20 protein-coding genes are annotated in these 15,586 nt (G+C 64.7%); 10 read left to right on the forward strand and 10 right to left on the reverse strand.

The features are described 5' to 3' along the window. The first annotated feature begins 79 nt into the window (after nt 1–79). A complete protein-coding gene (locus KF857_10430) occupies nt 80–547 on the forward strand; it encodes an EVE domain-containing protein (GenBank protein MBX3112413.1) in 468 nt (155 codons plus the stop codon). Nucleotides 548–989: 442 nt separating this feature from the next. Here the strand turns inward: KF857_10430 and KF857_10435 are convergent, their stop codons facing one another. From KF857_10435 to KF857_10475, 9 genes are all read right to left on the reverse strand, one after another. Continuing rightward, a complete protein-coding gene (locus KF857_10435) occupies nt 990–1,544 on the reverse strand; it encodes a hypothetical protein (protein ID MBX3112414.1) in 555 nt (184 codons plus the stop codon). Further along, nucleotides 1,541–2,716 carry a phosphoglycerate kinase gene (locus KF857_10440; protein MBX3112415.1) on the reverse strand — a complete coding sequence of 392 codons (1,176 nt, stop codon included), beginning with the start codon at nt 2,714–2,716 and terminating at the stop codon, nt 1,541–1,543. Before KF857_10440 ends, KF857_10435 begins: the two co-directional genes overlap by 4 nt. A gap of 61 nt (nt 2,717–2,777) precedes the next feature. Then, nucleotides 2,778–3,113, reverse strand: a complete 336-nt coding sequence (locus KF857_10445; protein MBX3112416.1) for a hypothetical protein — start codon at nt 3,111–3,113, stop codon at nt 2,778–2,780. Continuing rightward, the gene (locus KF857_10450) at nt 3,110–4,381 is read right to left on the reverse strand and encodes a D-alanyl-D-alanine carboxypeptidase (protein ID MBX3112417.1); all 1,272 of its coding nucleotides are present in this window, start codon (nt 4,379–4,381) and stop codon (nt 3,110–3,112) included. The genes KF857_10445 and KF857_10450 overlap by 4 nt, the downstream gene beginning before the upstream one ends. Before the next feature lie 5 nt (nt 4,382–4,386). Then, nucleotides 4,387–4,926 carry a GNAT family N-acetyltransferase gene (locus tag KF857_10455; protein MBX3112418.1) on the reverse strand — a complete coding sequence of 180 codons (540 nt, stop codon included), beginning with the start codon at nt 4,924–4,926 and terminating at the stop codon, nt 4,387–4,389. Nucleotides 4,927–4,931: 5 nt separating this feature from the next. After that, nucleotides 4,932–5,921, reverse strand: a complete 990-nt coding sequence (locus tag KF857_10460) for a hypothetical protein (protein MBX3112419.1) — start codon at nt 5,919–5,921, stop codon at nt 4,932–4,934. Nucleotides 5,922–5,925: 4 nt separating this feature from the next. Next, nucleotides 5,926–6,231 (reverse strand): twin-arginine translocase TatA/TatE family subunit, encoded by a 306-nt coding sequence (locus KF857_10465; protein MBX3112420.1) that lies wholly within the window; start codon nt 6,229–6,231, stop codon nt 5,926–5,928. Nucleotides 6,232–6,240: 9 nt separating this feature from the next. Beyond that, on the reverse strand, nt 6,241–6,429 hold the full coding sequence (locus KF857_10470) for a twin-arginine translocase TatA/TatE family subunit (protein ID MBX3112421.1): 189 nt from the start codon (nt 6,427–6,429) through the stop codon (nt 6,241–6,243). A 75-nt stretch (nt 6,430–6,504) separates the two neighbouring features. Next, the gene (locus KF857_10475) at nt 6,505–7,236 is read right to left on the reverse strand and encodes a hypothetical protein (protein ID MBX3112422.1); all 732 of its coding nucleotides are present in this window, start codon (nt 7,234–7,236) and stop codon (nt 6,505–6,507) included. A gap of 61 nt (nt 7,237–7,297) precedes the next feature. On the opposite strand from KF857_10475, the gene KF857_10480 reads away from it, so the two are divergent. The 9 genes from KF857_10480 (at nt 7,298) to rpsJ (ending at nt 15,319) form a co-directional block, all read left to right on the forward strand. Continuing rightward, a complete protein-coding gene (locus KF857_10480; GenBank protein MBX3112423.1) occupies nt 7,298–7,750 on the forward strand; it encodes a hypothetical protein in 453 nt (150 codons plus the stop codon). Between the two features lie 162 nt (nt 7,751–7,912). After that, entirely contained in the window at nt 7,913–9,238 is a 1,326-nt protein-coding gene (locus KF857_10485) for an O-acetylhomoserine aminocarboxypropyltransferase/cysteine synthase (protein ID MBX3112424.1), read from the forward strand. 173 nt (nt 9,239–9,411) lie between these two features. Continuing rightward, nucleotides 9,412–10,473 (forward strand): cysteine desulfurase, encoded by a 1,062-nt coding sequence (locus KF857_10490; protein MBX3112425.1) that lies wholly within the window; start codon nt 9,412–9,414, stop codon nt 10,471–10,473. Nucleotides 10,474–10,803: 330 nt separating this feature from the next. Further along, nucleotides 10,804–11,919, forward strand: coding sequence for a sigma-70 family RNA polymerase sigma factor (locus KF857_10495; GenBank protein ID MBX3112426.1), 1,116 nt, complete (start codon nt 10,804–10,806; stop codon nt 11,917–11,919). 179 nt (nt 11,920–12,098) lie between these two features. Beyond that, on the forward strand, nt 12,099–12,737 hold the full coding sequence (locus KF857_10500; protein ID MBX3112427.1) for a PEP-CTERM sorting domain-containing protein: 639 nt from the start codon (nt 12,099–12,101) through the stop codon (nt 12,735–12,737). Nucleotides 12,738–12,819: 82 nt separating this feature from the next. Further along, entirely contained in the window at nt 12,820–13,218 is a 399-nt protein-coding gene (locus KF857_10505) for a helix-turn-helix transcriptional regulator (protein ID MBX3112428.1), read from the forward strand. A 29-nt stretch (nt 13,219–13,247) separates the two neighbouring features. Beyond that, the gene (locus KF857_10510; protein ID MBX3112429.1) at nt 13,248–13,592 is read left to right on the forward strand and encodes a VOC family protein; all 345 of its coding nucleotides are present in this window, start codon (nt 13,248–13,250) and stop codon (nt 13,590–13,592) included. A 105-nt stretch (nt 13,593–13,697) separates the two neighbouring features. Beyond that, nucleotides 13,698–14,861, forward strand: a complete 1,164-nt coding sequence (locus tag KF857_10515; GenBank protein ID MBX3112430.1) for a hypothetical protein — start codon at nt 13,698–13,700, stop codon at nt 14,859–14,861. 143 nt (nt 14,862–15,004) lie between these two features. Then, nucleotides 15,005–15,319, forward strand: coding sequence for a 30S ribosomal protein S10 (rpsJ, locus tag KF857_10520; GenBank protein MBX3112431.1), 315 nt, complete (start codon nt 15,005–15,007; stop codon nt 15,317–15,319). Between the two features lie 58 nt (nt 15,320–15,377). Here rpsJ and KF857_10525 read toward each other — a convergent pair. Further along, a partial coding sequence (locus KF857_10525) for a hypothetical protein (protein MBX3112432.1) occupies nt 15,378–15,586 on the reverse strand: 209 nt, incomplete at its 5' end.

Raw genomic sequence — 15,586 nt, forward strand, 5'->3', positions numbered from 1 at the left:
AACACGCGGGGCCGTCTCACCACTACGGGGACGGCCCCATTCTTTTGCCCCGCCCGCCGTCCAGCAGGCACAATAGGCTATGGCCTACTGGCTGATGAAGTCTGAGCCCGACTGCTACAGCATCGACGACCTCAGGGCCAAAGGTGGCCCCGACGTGTGGGAGGGTTGCCGCAACTACACGGTGCGCAACTTCTTCCGCGACGCGATGAGCGACGGCGACCTCGCGTTCTTCTATCACTCTGTCGCCGACCCGACCGGCGTCGTCGGGACCATGCGCGTCGTCGGGGACGCCTACCCCGACCCCACCCAGTTCGACCCCCAGAGCGAGTACTACGACCCTAAGGCCCCCGCCGACGGGACGCGGTGGGTCACCCGTGACGTGGTGTTCGTCGAGAAGTTTCCGCGCTGCGTGACCTTGGCCGAGATGAGGACGGTGTCCGGGCTCGAAGAGATGCTCGTGCTGCGTAAGGGCCAGCGCCTGAGCGTCATGCCCGTCACCGAGGCCGAGTGGAACATCGTCTGTGACCTGGCCCGCAGAACACCGTGAGGACTATTCCGTACTTGGGGCCGCGGTAGGCCCCCGCCGCCGGCCATGGGTCAGGTCCCCTTGGGGCGATAGACAAATCAGCCAGATATTTGGTGTACGATAAGTAACTGACTAGATCAAATGTTTGGTCATCGGGCCGCAGGTGTCAGTTTGGGGTTCTTCCGGCTTTTCAAGCGGCTCCGGTACGGGAACAATGATCTGTTCAGGTTCATCAACGCGAGTGATAGGCATCAGATTCTGGTGACGCCTCGCCATTGAGGAGTGCAAGCTCAAACGATATCACATGATGATATGGCGCTAGTCCCATAGTCGGTTTCCATGGCGGACCAGTGCCCGGAAACGCTTCTGGTAATGAAAGGACATCGGTTGATTGGCGAACCTGGAAGCCGGTGTTTGAATGCTCTAAGCGGGACGATTCCGAACAAATGCGGTACAACCCAGACTAGCGGCCCGGCCAGGCGGAGTCGGGTTGTAAATCCGTGCCCTTCTCGTGCGCCATCACCCAGTCCCTCAACGTACGGACAGGGTGCGCTTGTCTAGCCACCTCGTCAAGGTCGGCCCGTACCCAGTCGGCCGGGCAGACGCCAAGACAAAAACGCCGGGTCTCAAAGGGTCGCCGGAACATCCCGTCGGGGTCAGGAGCGCTGATGAAACGGACACGGCCTTCGAGAAGGTGGGCGAAGGGTGAAGTCAGGCCGACACCCCACCAGGCGTGACCGGTGCCGTGGATCAGGGCTTCGGCTTCGTCCATGGCCTCTGGCCATGCCGACGGCGGACCTGTGTGGAGCCAGTCGAGGTCGTGGCCGTCGCCCAGGACCGCGTCCACCAGGCCCGGCGACGCGCGCAGGGCCCGCGACGACGCGAAGACGTGGAACTTGATCCCCGTCCTGCGGGCGTCGTCAAAAAGGGCGACCAGCCGGGACTGCTCGACCCCGTAGCCCGACGAGTGGTCCCACGGGGTCGAGTCCAAGTCGAGGCGGAAGCAGACCGGCGTCACTTGTCCTGAAGGGCGGCGATCCCCGGCAGCTCGATGCCCTCCAGGAACTCCAGGCTCGCACCGCCCCCGGTGCTGACATGGCTCATCTTGTCCGCCAGACCGAACTTCTCGACGGCGGCCGCGCTGTCACCGCCACCGACGATCGTGGTGGCCGACGACGCGGCGAGGGCCTCCGCGACCGCCTTCGTGCCCCCGGAGAAAGCGTCGAACTCGAAGACCCCCATCGGCCCGTTCCAAATCACGGTGCCGGCACCCTTGACCGCGTCGGCGAAGAGGGCCCTCGTCTTCGGGCCGATGTCCAGGCCCTGTTGGTCGGACGGCATCTTGTCAGCGTCCACCACTGTCGGCGTGGCGTCGGCGGCAAAGGCCGCGGCGACCACCGTGTCGACGGGCAACAGCAGCTTGTCGCCCTGGGTGTCCATGAGGCCCTTGACAAAGTCGATGCTCTCGCTGTCCAGCTTGGACGTGCCGATCTCCCATCCCTTTGCCTTGAAAAACGTGTAGCTCATCGCCCCGCCGATGATGAGCTTGTCCACCTTGGGCAAAAGGTTGTTGATGACCGGGATCTTGTCCGCCACCTTGACGCCACCCATGATGCCGACAAACGGCCGCTTGGGATTCTCGACCGCCTTGCCCAGGTAGTCGATCTCCTTCTCGATCAGGAAACCGGCGACGCCCGGGACGATGTGGGCGACGCCTTCGGTGCTCGCATGGGCACGGTGGGCGGTGCCGAAGGCGTCGTTGACGTAGAGGTCGGCCAGGGACGCCAACTGGGCGGCGAATGCAGGGTCGTTCTTCTCCTCCTCCGGATGGAAGCGGACGTTCTCCAAGAGGATGGCCTCGCCGTCGCCCAAACGGGACACCAAGCCTTCGACCTCCGGGCCGACGCAGTCCGGCGCGAGGCGGACAGGCTGGCCAAGCAGCTCGCTCAGCCGCGCTGCGACCGGGGCCAAGGTGAACTCGGGCGTCACCCCCTTGGGCCGGCCCAAGTGACTGCACAAGACGACGCGGCCGCCTTCGGCCAACAGGTGTTTGATCGTGGGCAGGGAAGCGGTGATCCGGTTGTCGTCGGTGATCTTGCCGTCTTGGAGCGGCACATTGAAGTCGCAGCGGACAAGCACGCGCTTGCCCTTCACGGCGATGTCACGGACAGTCTTCTTAGCGAGGGCCATGGTACGGCCCGAGTCTACCGGTAGGTTTGGAGGCGGTACGCCAATGGCCGGTCGTCTGGTCTCAGACCGGCCGGGCGCCGGTGAAGAACCACGTGACCCAGACGACCATATAGACGCACGAGCCGGCCAGGGCGGTGGCCCGGACAAACTTGAGGTTGACCTTGGCGTGGCGTGCCATCACGAACCAGGCTCCGAACAAGGTCAGGGCCTTGACCAGGGCGAACAGCCATTCGCTCCGCTCGATTAGAGGACGCATCAGGGGGTTGAGCTCGACGATCATGCCGTTGGCATGAAGGACGGCGGTGGCGGTCAGGTCGAGGAATCCGATGCCGAGCAGGAGGGCCAGCGCCCGGGTGGGGAACAGGTTCCCGACGATCTGTTTCGCGGCGAGGGTCATTTTTTCGTCCTGGCAAGAAGCAGAGCGGTGACGATCTTGTCTTGGGCCGCACGGACCTTGGCGGGGGACGCCACCGTGTGGTTGCACACGATGGAGAACGTCCAAGGCTCGTCGGAGTCTGTGCCCAGGTAGCCGGAAAGAGATATCACCCCGTCAAGGGAACCGGTTTTGGCGGCGACCGGTTGCCCCTTGAGTCTGTTGGACAGTGTTCCTTCTCCTGCTTTGGGCAAAGCGTCCAAGAAGACCTTCGCGTACTTCTTGCTTCGGACTTGTTGCAAGACGCGTGCCAAGAACCGGGGCGTCACGAGATTGTGGCGGCTGAGGCCGCTACCGTCGACCATGTGGAGGTCGTCGCTGGTCGCGCCGGCGTAACCGGCAAAGAAGGTCGCCGCCAGTTCGTCGGCCGGTCCGTACCCGAACTGGCCGTTGCGGGGCCCGGGGTTGGTCGCCCACATGTGGCCGGTCGCCGACAACATGAGATGCTCGGCTATGTGGTTGTCGCTTGGCTTGAGGCAAGACGGCAAAACCTGGCCCAGCGGCTTGCTTTCCAGGGTCACGTCGGGGGCGCGGTCGGGCACATTGTCGGTGCGGCCGGCATAGACGCCGCCGATCATCGCGCAGGCCGACCCGATCGGGTCCGGTTGGGCCAAGGTGTCGAGGCTTGTCCGTTTGTCGGGCAACGTCCCCACGACGGTGGCCTGGCGTCGGCACAGGTCAAGCCTGACCTGCGGTGAACCGGAGCCCTTTCGGTACCGTACGAGGACCCCAAGCGGCTCGGCGAGAGGGACCAGTTTGCCTTTTTCGGCAAAGATCTCAAACCCGGCGCGGTCGTAGCAGAACCCGGCCGGGCGGGCCGAGTAGCGGTTGGGCAAGTCGTCGGTCTCCCAGCCCTCCGGATAGTCTTGTCCGAAGGTGGCACGGACGACCACGGGCGTCCCGGGCGGAAGCTTGAGCTCTTTGGCGACCTTGGCGAGGTCGGCGGCGACAAGGGTCGGGTCGCCCTCCGCGTCCACCACACAACGGCCGTCTTCTTTCCAAAATCTTGTCTTCCACGTGAATTCTGGGCCTAGCGTCTCCAACGCCATCGCCGCGCTGAGGATCTTCTGGTTGCTGGCCGGCACCAACCGCATGTCGGCCCCGTGCTCATAGACCGTCTTGCCCTGGGAATCCATCACGTAGACGCCGACGAGGGCACCTTTCAAGTCAGGGGTCTTGAGCAGCGCGTCCAACTGCGCCTGCAGACCAATGGCCAGAGCCAGCACGAACATGGCCCTTATTCTATCGCCCTTGGCCCGGTCGCTTCTTGTTCGGCCGTCTTGTCGGGCGGAGACACTGGTCGGCGGAGGGTGACCAGGTCAAACGGGCGGGTCGCATCCCACTTGCCCTGGGGCCAGGTCTCGCGTCGGACCTCTTCAAAGCCGTTGCGCCGGTAGAAGTCGACCAGCCGCCCCTCGTCGACCGCCTCGAGTCCGAGCCAGAGGAGCCCCTCTTGTTGCGCGACGCGGGCGGCAAAGTCGAGCATCCTCGCGCCGAGGCCAGCGCCGGTGTGCCCGGGGACGACCGCCACAAGGGTGACCCACAGGGAAGTCCCCTTGACGGACAGCGTCGCTGTCCCGACCAGGGTGCCGTCTGCGGTGACGCACCGCACCACACGGTCGGCGTGGTGGTCTTCTTCGAGGTCGCCGGGCCCGAGCCGGTCGCCGGGAAAGAGGTCTTGACGGACGCGGTTCGCCACATTGACGACCCGCTCGATGTCAGCGGCCTCTCGCCCGGAGAGGCTGGCGACGTCGCTGAGAAGGAGCCTTGTGTCCACCGAGGTCAGTCTTCTTCGGGGAAGACCGGCTCCAGCACGTGGTCGGTGGCGTAGTTGGCGATGTCGTCGGCCATGTACGAGGCAAACGTCCGCAGGAGGGGTTCGTCGTCTTGGGACGCCATCACCCTCAAGCGCCGCACGACCTCGTCCCGTGTCGACGGGCACCACTCGACCAGGTGGAACACGGCGTGCGCCGCGCTTCGCCGGCCGTACTTGCTCGACGCCTCCAAGCAGTCCATCAAGGCCCGGCCCGCCTCCTCGGTGCAGATGTGCCCGCCCAGCACGACGCCTGCCTTGTAGGCACACCGGGCGTAATCGTCTGGGGCGTCAAAGAGGAAGTCGCGGATCGCGGCGGTGGCCTGCGATTGGCAGACCTCCGTCGGGCAGAAGGCCGGCAAGTCCTCGAACATGTCCAAGACGCACCACTGGGCGACGCGGCGGTCGGGGTGGCGGTCGTCGCGCAGTATCTGCACCAGGGCCGGGCCGAAGAGCCCGCTGCTGGCATGGGTCTCGATCTCGATCTTCGCCTCGTTGGCGACGTCCCGGTCGGGGCAGAACAGGAGGCAGACCCACTCGACCGGCCCCAAGTCGCGCACCGAGCCATGGAACCGGTCGGCGGCCATGAGCGTGCCGGTGATCGCGTCCATCCGTTCAAAGTAGGGGACGCAACCCTCTCGCAGGGCGTCGAGCATTTCGGCGGTCGTCTCGCCCCTTGCCTCGTTCCACAGCTTGCGTGACCGGCCGAACACGCCGGCGTCGGTCACGGCGACGTCCACGTCCAGTTCTTCGCCAAAAGCCCGCAGGCTTTCCCGGCTGGTCCATGCGTCGGCAGGGACGCAGTAATCGACGCTGGCCGCGTGGGGCGGCCAGTGAAAGGGGACGCGATGGCCAGGTGGGTTGACGTCGGTGGTGCCCAGTCGCTCGACCGACCGGGTCAAGAATGTTTCAAGCCGGCCAAGGACTTCGTCGGCGGTCAGGGTCGTTCCCTGCGCCATAGGCTTAGCCCGTCGGTTTCGCGGTCTGGTCGTCGTGGGCCGTCTCGGTGCCTGTCTCGACCTTGGCCTCGACCGGCTTGGGACTGTGGTCGTCCATCGGCCGCGACGAGTAGTCGTGGCGGTCGCTGTTCATCGCGCTGTTCAGGGCGTCCTTGCCTTCTTCAAGTCCGGCCTTGAACTCGCCCATGCCTCGGCCCAGGCCGCGCATCAATTGTGGGATCTTGGCGCCGCCGAACAGCACCAAGATCAGCACGCCCACGATCATCAGGTCTTGGCCTGACAGGAACGCGAGAAAATCTGTGGGTCGCATATTGTCCTTTTACCTTTCCAACGATTCGTCCATGGCCCGCTTGCCTTCTTCGATGCCGGCCTTGAACTCACCCATCCCCCGGCCTAGCCCGCGCATGAGTTGAGGGATCTTGGCACCGCCAAAGAGGACCAGCACCAAAACACCGACGACCATGAGCTCTTGGCCAGAAAGGAAACCGAGGAAGTCCGTGGGGTTCATAGAGGTCAACATCATTATACGCCGGAGGGGCGGGGCGGCGGGCCCGAGAGCCGGACCGCCCGCCGTCCCAAGCGCCTAGACGCCTTCGGCTTTCGCCGGTTCATTGGACGAGCCTTCTTTGCCCGCCTTCGGCTTGATGCCCAACTCTTCGTCCGACAACTCCAAGTCCTCGTCGCTGATCGAGTAGTTCGTGTCACCACCGCGCGACTGGAAGGTGTTCTTGCGTCCCGCGACGGAAAGGGTCAGCCAACTCCGCTTGGACCCGAACATCTTGGGGGCGTCGCCGGTCAGGGGCTTGTACGGCGCGTTGTTGTTCTGGGTGGCGGTGGTGGTCTCAAAGATCACGACCGTCGCCTCTTTGTCCTTGATGTCGTCCATGGTCTTGCCCGCGAGGTCGGCGTTGTAGGCCAGGCCCGACTTCGCGTCGCCCATCGTGCACTCCATGACCTGGCCGGGCTTGACGTCGAGCATCTCGCTGATGATCTGGTTTTGCTTGAACTTGGGCGCGATCTTGTTGTAGATCATCGCGTAGTACTTTTCCGTGTCCGTCTGCCAGGTGTCGGCGGGAGGGAACTTGCCATTGACGCGGACATAGGCGTCGATGCTGTTCCGGGCCATGGTCATCGTGATGACGCAGCCACCGCCCCTCATGACCGTCTTGAACCCGGAAAAGGCCACGGCGGCGAAGGCGATCAGGGCCACGCAGCAAAAGCCCACAAGGGCGACGGCGACCCACATCATCGGGTTTGTCGCCTTTTTGGGCCGAGGAGACGGGGCCGTCTCGAATGGTGGGGGCGTTTGCGCCATGATCCGACTATACCGGCGGTCGAAGTCCGTCGTTGCGAACGAACTAGGGTCAAAGAAACCCATGACGCCCAGAGAACCGACCCAAGACGAACGCACCGCCCTGTTGCGTCGGCTGCACGGCCAACTGCCGCCGGAGGCGAGGCGCCGTGTCGGACGTGTCGCCGTCTCCGCCGTCTCCGCCGGCGAGCGGCTGGGGCTGTCCGACGAGGCCCTGATGGCCGTCCGGGAAGCGGCCGAACTTTGGCCCCACCCGGTCGCCGCCCGACAAGAGGCCCTGCGGCAGGCCCCGTGGCTCGGCGCCGCGGTCGTGGTCTTGTCGCTTGTCGTCCTCAAGGACCATGGCGTCGAAGACGAAGTGGTCGCCTTGGCGTGGGCCCTTGACCTTGTCCGGCACCCGGGAGAGATGGAAGTGCCTCCTTCGCTCAAGCGTTCGGCGTGGATGCCGGAAGTCGTGGCCGCCTTCGAGGCGGTGGACCCATTGGTCCAGCCTCTTGAAACAAACGAAGACAAGTAGCCTCGTCACCGCCCCCGGGCGAACATGCCGGGCGTGTCTTGTTATCAATACAAATTAAATTAGATGAGTTGTGTTGATGCGACCTATTGATTTCAAAAGTATCCCACATGATGCTGGAACATCAGTCGATTGTTCGTCGTATGATCCAAACAAGAGGACGCAATGCCTGCCGAGACCACGAACCCGACGATCAACAAGAGCTTCGAGACCTTGGCCCTTCACGGGGGCCAGGCCGTCGACCCGACGACCAAGAGCCGGGCGGTGCCCATCTACCAGACCACGAGCTATGTCTTTGACGACACCGCCCATGCCGCGCGGCTGTTCGGCCTTCAGGAGTTCGGGAACATCTACACCCGTCTGATGAACCCGACGACCGACGTGCTGGAGCAGCGGGTGGCCGCCTTGGAGGGCGGCACCGCCGCGGTGGCCACGGCGAGCGGACAGGCGGCCACCACCCTGGCGATCACGAGCATCGTCGAGCACGGCGGCGAGATCGTGAGCAGCAGCAGCCTCTACGGCGGCACCTACAACCTGCTTCACTACACCCTGCCCAAGTGGGGGATCACAGTCAAGTTCGTCGACCCGAGCGACCCGGAGAACTTCCGCCGTGCCGTCACCGACAAGACCAAGCTCTTCTTTGGCGAGACGGTGGGCAACCCCAAGAGCGACACGCTGGACATCGAGGCGGTCGCCAAGATCGGGCGGGAGAACGGCGTCCCTCTCGTCGTGGACAACACCATCCCGACCCCCTACCTTGTCCGGCCCCTCGACTACGGTGCCGCCGCGGTCGTCCATTCCCTGACCAAGTTCCTGGGCGGGCATGGGACGTCGATCGGCGGGATCGTCGTGGACGGCGGCAACTTCGACTGGTCGTCGGGCCGGTTCCCGAACTTCACCGAACCTGACCCCAGCTACCACGGCCTGAAGTTCTGGGAAGTCTTCGGGGCGTTCCCCGGCCTTGGTAACGTCGCCCTCGGGATCAAGGCAAGGGTGCAGGGCCTGCGAGACACCGGCGCGGCGATCTCGCCGTTCAATTCGTGGGCGATCCTCCAGGGGATCGAGACCCTCCACGTCCGCGTCGAAAGGCACAGCGACAACGCGCTCAAAGTGGCCCAGTTCCTGTCGGCCCATCCTGAGGTCGCTTGGGTCAACTATCCCGGACTGACCAGCCATAAGGACCACGCGCGCGCCGCCAAGTACCACTACCGAGGCAAATTCGGGGCGATCATCGGCTTCGGGATCAAAGGAGGCTATGACGCGGCGCTGAAGTTCATCGACCGGCTCCAAATCTTCTCGTTGCTCGCCAACATCGGCGACGCCAAGAGCCTGGTGATCCACCCCGCCAGCACGACGCACCAACAGCTGAACCCCGACGAGCAGTTGGCCACCGGCGTGACCCCCGACTTCATCCGCTTGTCAGTCGGCCTTGAGAACGTCGAAGACCTCGTCAAGGACCTGGACCAGGCCTTGTCTTCCAGTCGGCCTTGACCCACCGCCGACCGCCGGGCCTGGAGAGGGGCCCGGCGCCGGCACCTTCTTGCCACGAACGATGAGTGTCTCGTCCGTCTCGCTAGCGGACGCTTGCTGTGGCCGACCGACCTTCGGTCGGCCCTTTCTTCGTCGGGTCGGGCCCGTCACGAAACTTTTGGTATTCTCATTTCGTGAGTGGGTTCGACCGCAGTCGTTACTTTGACCACGCGGCGACGACGCCGCTGGACCCCCGGGTCAAGGAGGCGATGGCCCCTTGGCTCGACGAAGGCTTCGGCAACGCCAACTCCATCCATGCTTGGGGGCGGGCCGCCCGACAGGCGGTCGAGAGGGCCCGGGAGCAGGTCGCGGGACTGATCGGCGCCTCGGACCCCAGCCAGGTCGTCTTTACGAGCGGGGCGACCGAGAGCAACAACTGGGTGCTGTGTGGGGCGGTGCTCGACTGCGCCAAGGTCAGCCCGTTCGAGCACATCAGTGTCCGCGACACCGTCGAGGCCTGGTGCAAGGACCCCCACCTGGACAACGACGGGTGGACGGTCCTCCCGCGCAAGACGAAGCTGGCCAGCGTCATGGCGGTCTGCAACGAGACCGGTGCGGTGCTGACCCACCCCATGTGCGGAGGCATGAACCACTCCGACGCCACCCAAGCCCTGGGCAAAGTGCCTTGGTCGGTCGGCTCGCTCGATTTTGCTTCGTTCAGCTCGCACAAGCTGTACGGCCCCAAGGGGGTCGGCGGCCTCTACCTGCGCGACCCTGACTCCATCAAGCCGTTTCTGCGGGGCGGCGGTCAGGAACTCCACCTGCGGGGCGGCACCCTCAACGTCGCCGGCATCGTCGGGTTCGGCGAGGCCGCGGCGATCGCCCGCGAAGAGATGGACGCCGACCGGGCCCATGCCCAAGAGTTGCGGCGGGCCGTCATCGACGAGAACCCGGACGCCAAGGTCAACGACGCCCCCGAGCAGAGCCCCTTTGTCCTCAGCATGACGTTTTCGGGCCTGACCGGCGAGTCCTTGGTCGTCGAGGCCGACGCGAACGGCTTCGCCCTGAGCGCCGGCCCGGCGTGCAGCAGCGGCAAGACCAAGCCCAGCCCGGTGCTCATTGCCGCGGGCCTGACACCCGATGAGGCGATGTCCACTGTGCGCGTCTCGTTCGGGCGGACCAACACGCTGGAGTCCGCCCGCCAGTTGGGAGAAGTCCTCCGCCTTTCGGCCCAGAGTCTGGCCCTCTTGCGTTAGCCTGGGCCTAGTGGCGGAAACCGCCTGGGAATCGGCGGCGTCGAACCCAGTTGGCACGGTCTGTGAAGGCACAGCCGTACCCTTTCTTCCATCGTCAACAAGTTTTGAGAAAAACTGCTTGACGTTGAAGGGTTCCTTTGATACCCTGGTTGAGCACCCGGTTGGAAGACAGGGATGAGAACGATATGGCACCGGCTCGGAGACGCAACGACGCGCAATGACCAGGGCCGGTCAAAAAACGAGCAGGCTTTTGGTTGGGACTCTGCACACAACTGCGCCCGCCCGTAGTCTGTAAATGTGAGAACTTGAATCATGCCAGTTGAGAATGGAATGCCTCCACAAGTCCGGCGCGGAAAGGCCATCACCGTCCGCACCCACGCCCGCCACGCTTTTGTCGACGCGAGCAAGCACATGCTGCCCGACGAGGCGGAGCCGGCCGCAGAAGACTTGATGGAACTCGAGGAAGTCGAGGAAGAAGAAGAAGCCCCCGCGCCTCAGCACGACGACAGCGAAGAGCTTGAGATGTGGATGCGCCAGACCCGGCGCGCCCACCTGCTCACCCCCGGACAAGAAGAAGACCTGGCCAAGAAGGTCCAGGCCAAGGACTTGGCGGAGCAAGGGAAGTGGAGCAAGGTCGCCGAGCTGATGAACCTGCCGAAGGACTATGAGTTCTGCGACTTCGACCGCAAGGACGTCATGAAGGTCGGCACCCTCGCCAAACAGCAGCTGATCGAGAGCAACCTGCGCCTCGTCGTCAGCATCGCCAAGAAGTACAACGCCCGCGGTATCCCCCTCGCCGACCTGATCCAGGAAGGCAACTTGGGCCTCATCCGCGCCGTGGAGAAGTTCGACTGGCGCAAAGGCTTCCGCTTCAGCACCTATGCCACGTGGTGGATCCGCCGGGCCATCGCCCGCGCGATCATCAACCAAGGGCGCACGATCCGCATCCCGGTCTATGTCGCCGAACTCATCAACAAGGTGATGAAGACGGCGAACCAACTCCAACAGGAGCTTCACCGCGAACCGACGCCCGAAGAGGTCGCCGAGCGGGTGGGGATGTCGGCTGAGCGCGTGCAAGAGATGCTTCGCGTCGCCGTCGAGCCGCTGTCGCTGGAGACTCCGGTCGGCGAAAAGGACAACTCGTCCATCGGCGACTTCATCCCCAGCACCGGGATGCCGACACCCTCGGACGTCACCTGGAGCCTCATCCGGCGCGAGGAGATCGACGGTATTTTGGGCCGTCTCACCTCGCGCGAGCGTGACGTCGTCCGTCTCCGGTTCGGACTCGACGACGGTCGGTCACGGACTCTGGAGGAGGTCGGTTCGGCCCTGAACGTGACGCGCGAACGCGTCCGTCAGATCGAGCTGCGGGCGATGAAGAAGCTCCGCCACATCGGGCAGGAACTCAGCGCCCAGGGGTTCACGATCACCCCGACGCCAAACTAAGCGTCACTCGCCCCAATATCCGACCATGCCCGGGAGGTAACAGACCTCCCGGGCATGGTCGGTCATGTCTCTCTTGCCCTGCGGCGCAGTGCAGTGTCGCCCTGTCAACTATTGTGTGTATACTGGCAAGCAGAATTTCCACCAGATCTTTCTTGGTGGGTTCTGCTGAGAGGACATACATGAAACTGCAACTCGTCGCGCTAGCGTGTGTCGTCGCTCCGTTGGCGTCCGCCTCCCTGACCAACGCTTCCTTTGAGGAGCCCCCCCAGTCCTTGGGAGCCTACTCTAGTGACGGTATTGACGGCTGGACAAAGAGCAGCAGCGGTTCGGCAGGCGTGTGGCATCTTCCTGCGGGCTCCTTCTTTGAAACTGACGCTCCGGACGGAGTCCAGATCGGCTACTCCAACGCCCTTTTCATTGCCCAACAGGCTTCGGACGTCCTTGGGCTTGGCACGACGAACTTGAGCGTCATGGGGGGCCGGAGGACCGACGGATTTGCCGGGTCGTTCATGCTCCGCCTGTGGGCGGGTGGCACTGTCGCGGACGGCGTGGTGACCGACGGCACCCTTCTTGGTGAGACCCTCTACGACCATACCGCCCACGACCCGACGTCGTTCAGCCTGGTCAAGATTGAATATGAGGCCTTGGCCGGCGACGCCAGCCTGGGCAAACTCCTCACCGTGCAGTTCGAAAGGACCGCCGGCTCGCAGATGGACTTTGACGACGTGCGACTCAGTGCCGAAAGCGTCCCCGAGCCCGCGACTCTGCTGGCTTTGGGTGCCGGCGTCCTCTCGTTGGCTCGTCGTCGCCGCCCCTGAGCCGGGGCCAAACACCCTGCCGACAGACAGGCCAGGCGGTTCCGCCTGGCCTGTCTTGCCGATGCGGGCACAATATGAGTCGATGCCTGGCCCGTGTCCGCTTGCCCTGGCCTATGCGCGGGTCCCCTCACGGCGGTTCGTGACTCGGGCCGAGCTCATGGCCAGGATGGACCTTGTCCGGGCTTCGCTGGAACGTGCGCTAGCCGCCGTCCCCCTGGCGGAGTCGGCCCGCGTCGCCGGGCTGTCCCCCTGTCACTTCCAGCGGCTCTTCTCGGCGACCTATGGGTCGTCGCCGCGACAGTACCAAGACCGGCACCGGTTTGCCTGGGCCAGGGCTCAACTCAGTACGGGACGGCCGGTGAACGAGGTCGCCTCGCAAATGGGTTACAGCGAGACCTCCGCGTTCACCCGGGCGTTCAAGGCGGCGACCGGTGTGTCGCCCCGACGGTGGACAAGACATTCACAAGAAATGTCAACTTGACCCACGCCAGCGTGGGCTAGATTGTGTCCATGAACACTGTTTGCCACATCGAGTTCGACGTCACCGACGTCGCCCGGGCCCAAGCATTCTACAAGGGACTGTTCGGCTGGACCTTTCGCGCCTTCACCGACTCCATGGTCGTCTTCGGCGTTGGTGACCAGCACATCGGCGGCCTGCAACGTGTCGAGGCGGTCGAGCCGGGGGCCAGCCCCAGTGTCTGGTTCCAGGTGGAGGACCTTGACTCGGCCCTCGGCCGGGCGGCGGCCCTGGGAGGGGCTGTCGTCAGCCCACGGCAGGACGTCCCCAACGTCGGCTGGTCCGCCCAGGTCGCCGACCCCGACGGTAACCGGGTCGGCCTCGTCCAGTACGCGTAGCGGGTGGGTGCCCCGTCGCCAAAGCTTCTGGTGGTGGAGTACCATCAGCCCGTACCCAAGAGTCGCTCCGGCGGCCACCAAGCGGGATCGAACGATCATGAATCAGTGAGCACAACCTCGTCGCTCGCCGAACACGGCGTCAGCGAACTCACCGGCTTTCTTCCCGAGAAAGCCCCCCTCCTGTCCCTACCATCCGCGTTTGCCGCGTGGGAATCTCTTGCCAGCAAACTGCCCAAGTACCTGATGTCCGACGGGTTCCGAGGGTTCGTCGAGGGCCTCCCCGAGTTTCCCCTGGACCAACTCCGGACTCCCGAGGAATATGAGCGCGCCATGGTGCTGCTCAGCTACCTCGGCCATGCGTACGTGTGGTGCGGGCCCAAGGCGGCGGAGCGGATACCTGCCGTGCTCGCCGTGCCCTGGCATGCCGTGGCAAAGCGACTGGGGCGGCCCCCGGTGCTGAGCTATGCCAGCTACTGCCTCCACAACTACCACCGCCTCGACCCGGCCAGAGACCTAGAAGCCGGCAACCTCGCTTTGGGGCAGAGCTTCCTCGGCGGGGCCGACGAGGAGTGGTTCGTCATCGTCCACATCGACATCGAAAAGCGGGCCGCGCCCGGCCTGAGGGAACTCCTTCCCGGGCAGGAGGCGGTCGCGGCCGGTGACGTCGCCCGCGTGCAGACGGCGCTCGAGAACATCGCGGCCAGCCTCGACGGCATCAACGCCACCTTGGAACGGATGCCTGAACTCTGCGACCCCTACATCTACTACCACCGTGTCCGGCCCTATATCCACGGGTGGCACAGTCATCCGGACCTGCCGGACGGCGTGGTTTATGAGGGCGTGGCCGAGTACGAAGGGAAGCCCCAGCGGTTCCGGGGCGAGACCGGGGCCCAGAGCGGCATCGTCCCGGCCCTCGACGCCTTTCTGGCCGTCGAGCACAAGCAAGACCTGCTCCGCGATTATCTGATGGAGATGCGGCAGTACATGCCGCCCGACCACCGTGGGTTTGTCGAGCGGCTCGAGTCTGGGCCGTCCGTGCGGGAGTTCGTCCAGCGGCATCCCGAGCTCGCTCCGGCTTACGACCGGTGCGTGGCGGGAATCCACCGGTTCCGGGCCAAGCACCTGGAATACGCGGCGACTTACATCTTCAAACAGGCACAGACCGACAGCAAGAACCCTCACGCGGTGGGCACCGGCGGCACACCGTTCATGCCGTACCTGAAGAAGCACCGGGACGAGACGGGGGAACACCTGGTCTCCAAAGCCTGAACCGCCACCATCGCCCTCGGCCCCGACGGGGACCGAGGGCTGATGCCTCGGTGTCGCCGTGCCATAATCTGCCTTACCGCAAGGTTAGGGCCCTCGGGCTCAGAATTTGCGGTCGCCGGCCCGGCCGGTGAGGTCTAAGAACCATGTCAGCAGTACCAACCGTCCGTATCCGCCTGCGCGCCTACGACCACCGCATCCTCGACACCTCGGCTGAGAAGATCACCGAGACGGCCAAGCGGACTGGCGCGCGCATCGCCGGGCCCGTGCCCCTGCCTACCCGCATCCGCAAGTTCTGCGTCATCCGCGGCCCGCACATCGACAAGGAGTCCATGGAGCACTTCGAGCTCCGCACCCACAACCGGTTGATCGACATCCACGAGCCGACCAACAAGACGATCGACGCGCTCATGCGTCTCGACCTCCCCAGCGGCGTGGACATCGAGATCAAGACGGTCTGACCGGTCGACTCGACAAGTCTCAGGGGCCCGGCACCGCCACGGTGTCGGGCCTTTCTCGTCAGGAAAGGCCCTCGGTTTCGCGGATGCGGCTCCGAAGGAAGGCCAGGCTGGACGACAGGCTGTCGAAGGGGTCGCGCGGGCACTCGTCGAGTTCGACCAGGAGCCACTCCGTCCCCGCCGCCACGAGGGCGGGAAGGATGGTGTCCCAGTCCAGGTTGCCCTCGCCCACCGGCGCGTAAGTGACCTTCCAGCCGAAGGGGGCCATGT

This window comes from Fimbriimonadaceae bacterium, from assembly GCA_019638795.1.
Classification (GTDB): domain Bacteria; phylum Armatimonadota; class Fimbriimonadia; order Fimbriimonadales; family Fimbriimonadaceae; genus JAHBTB01.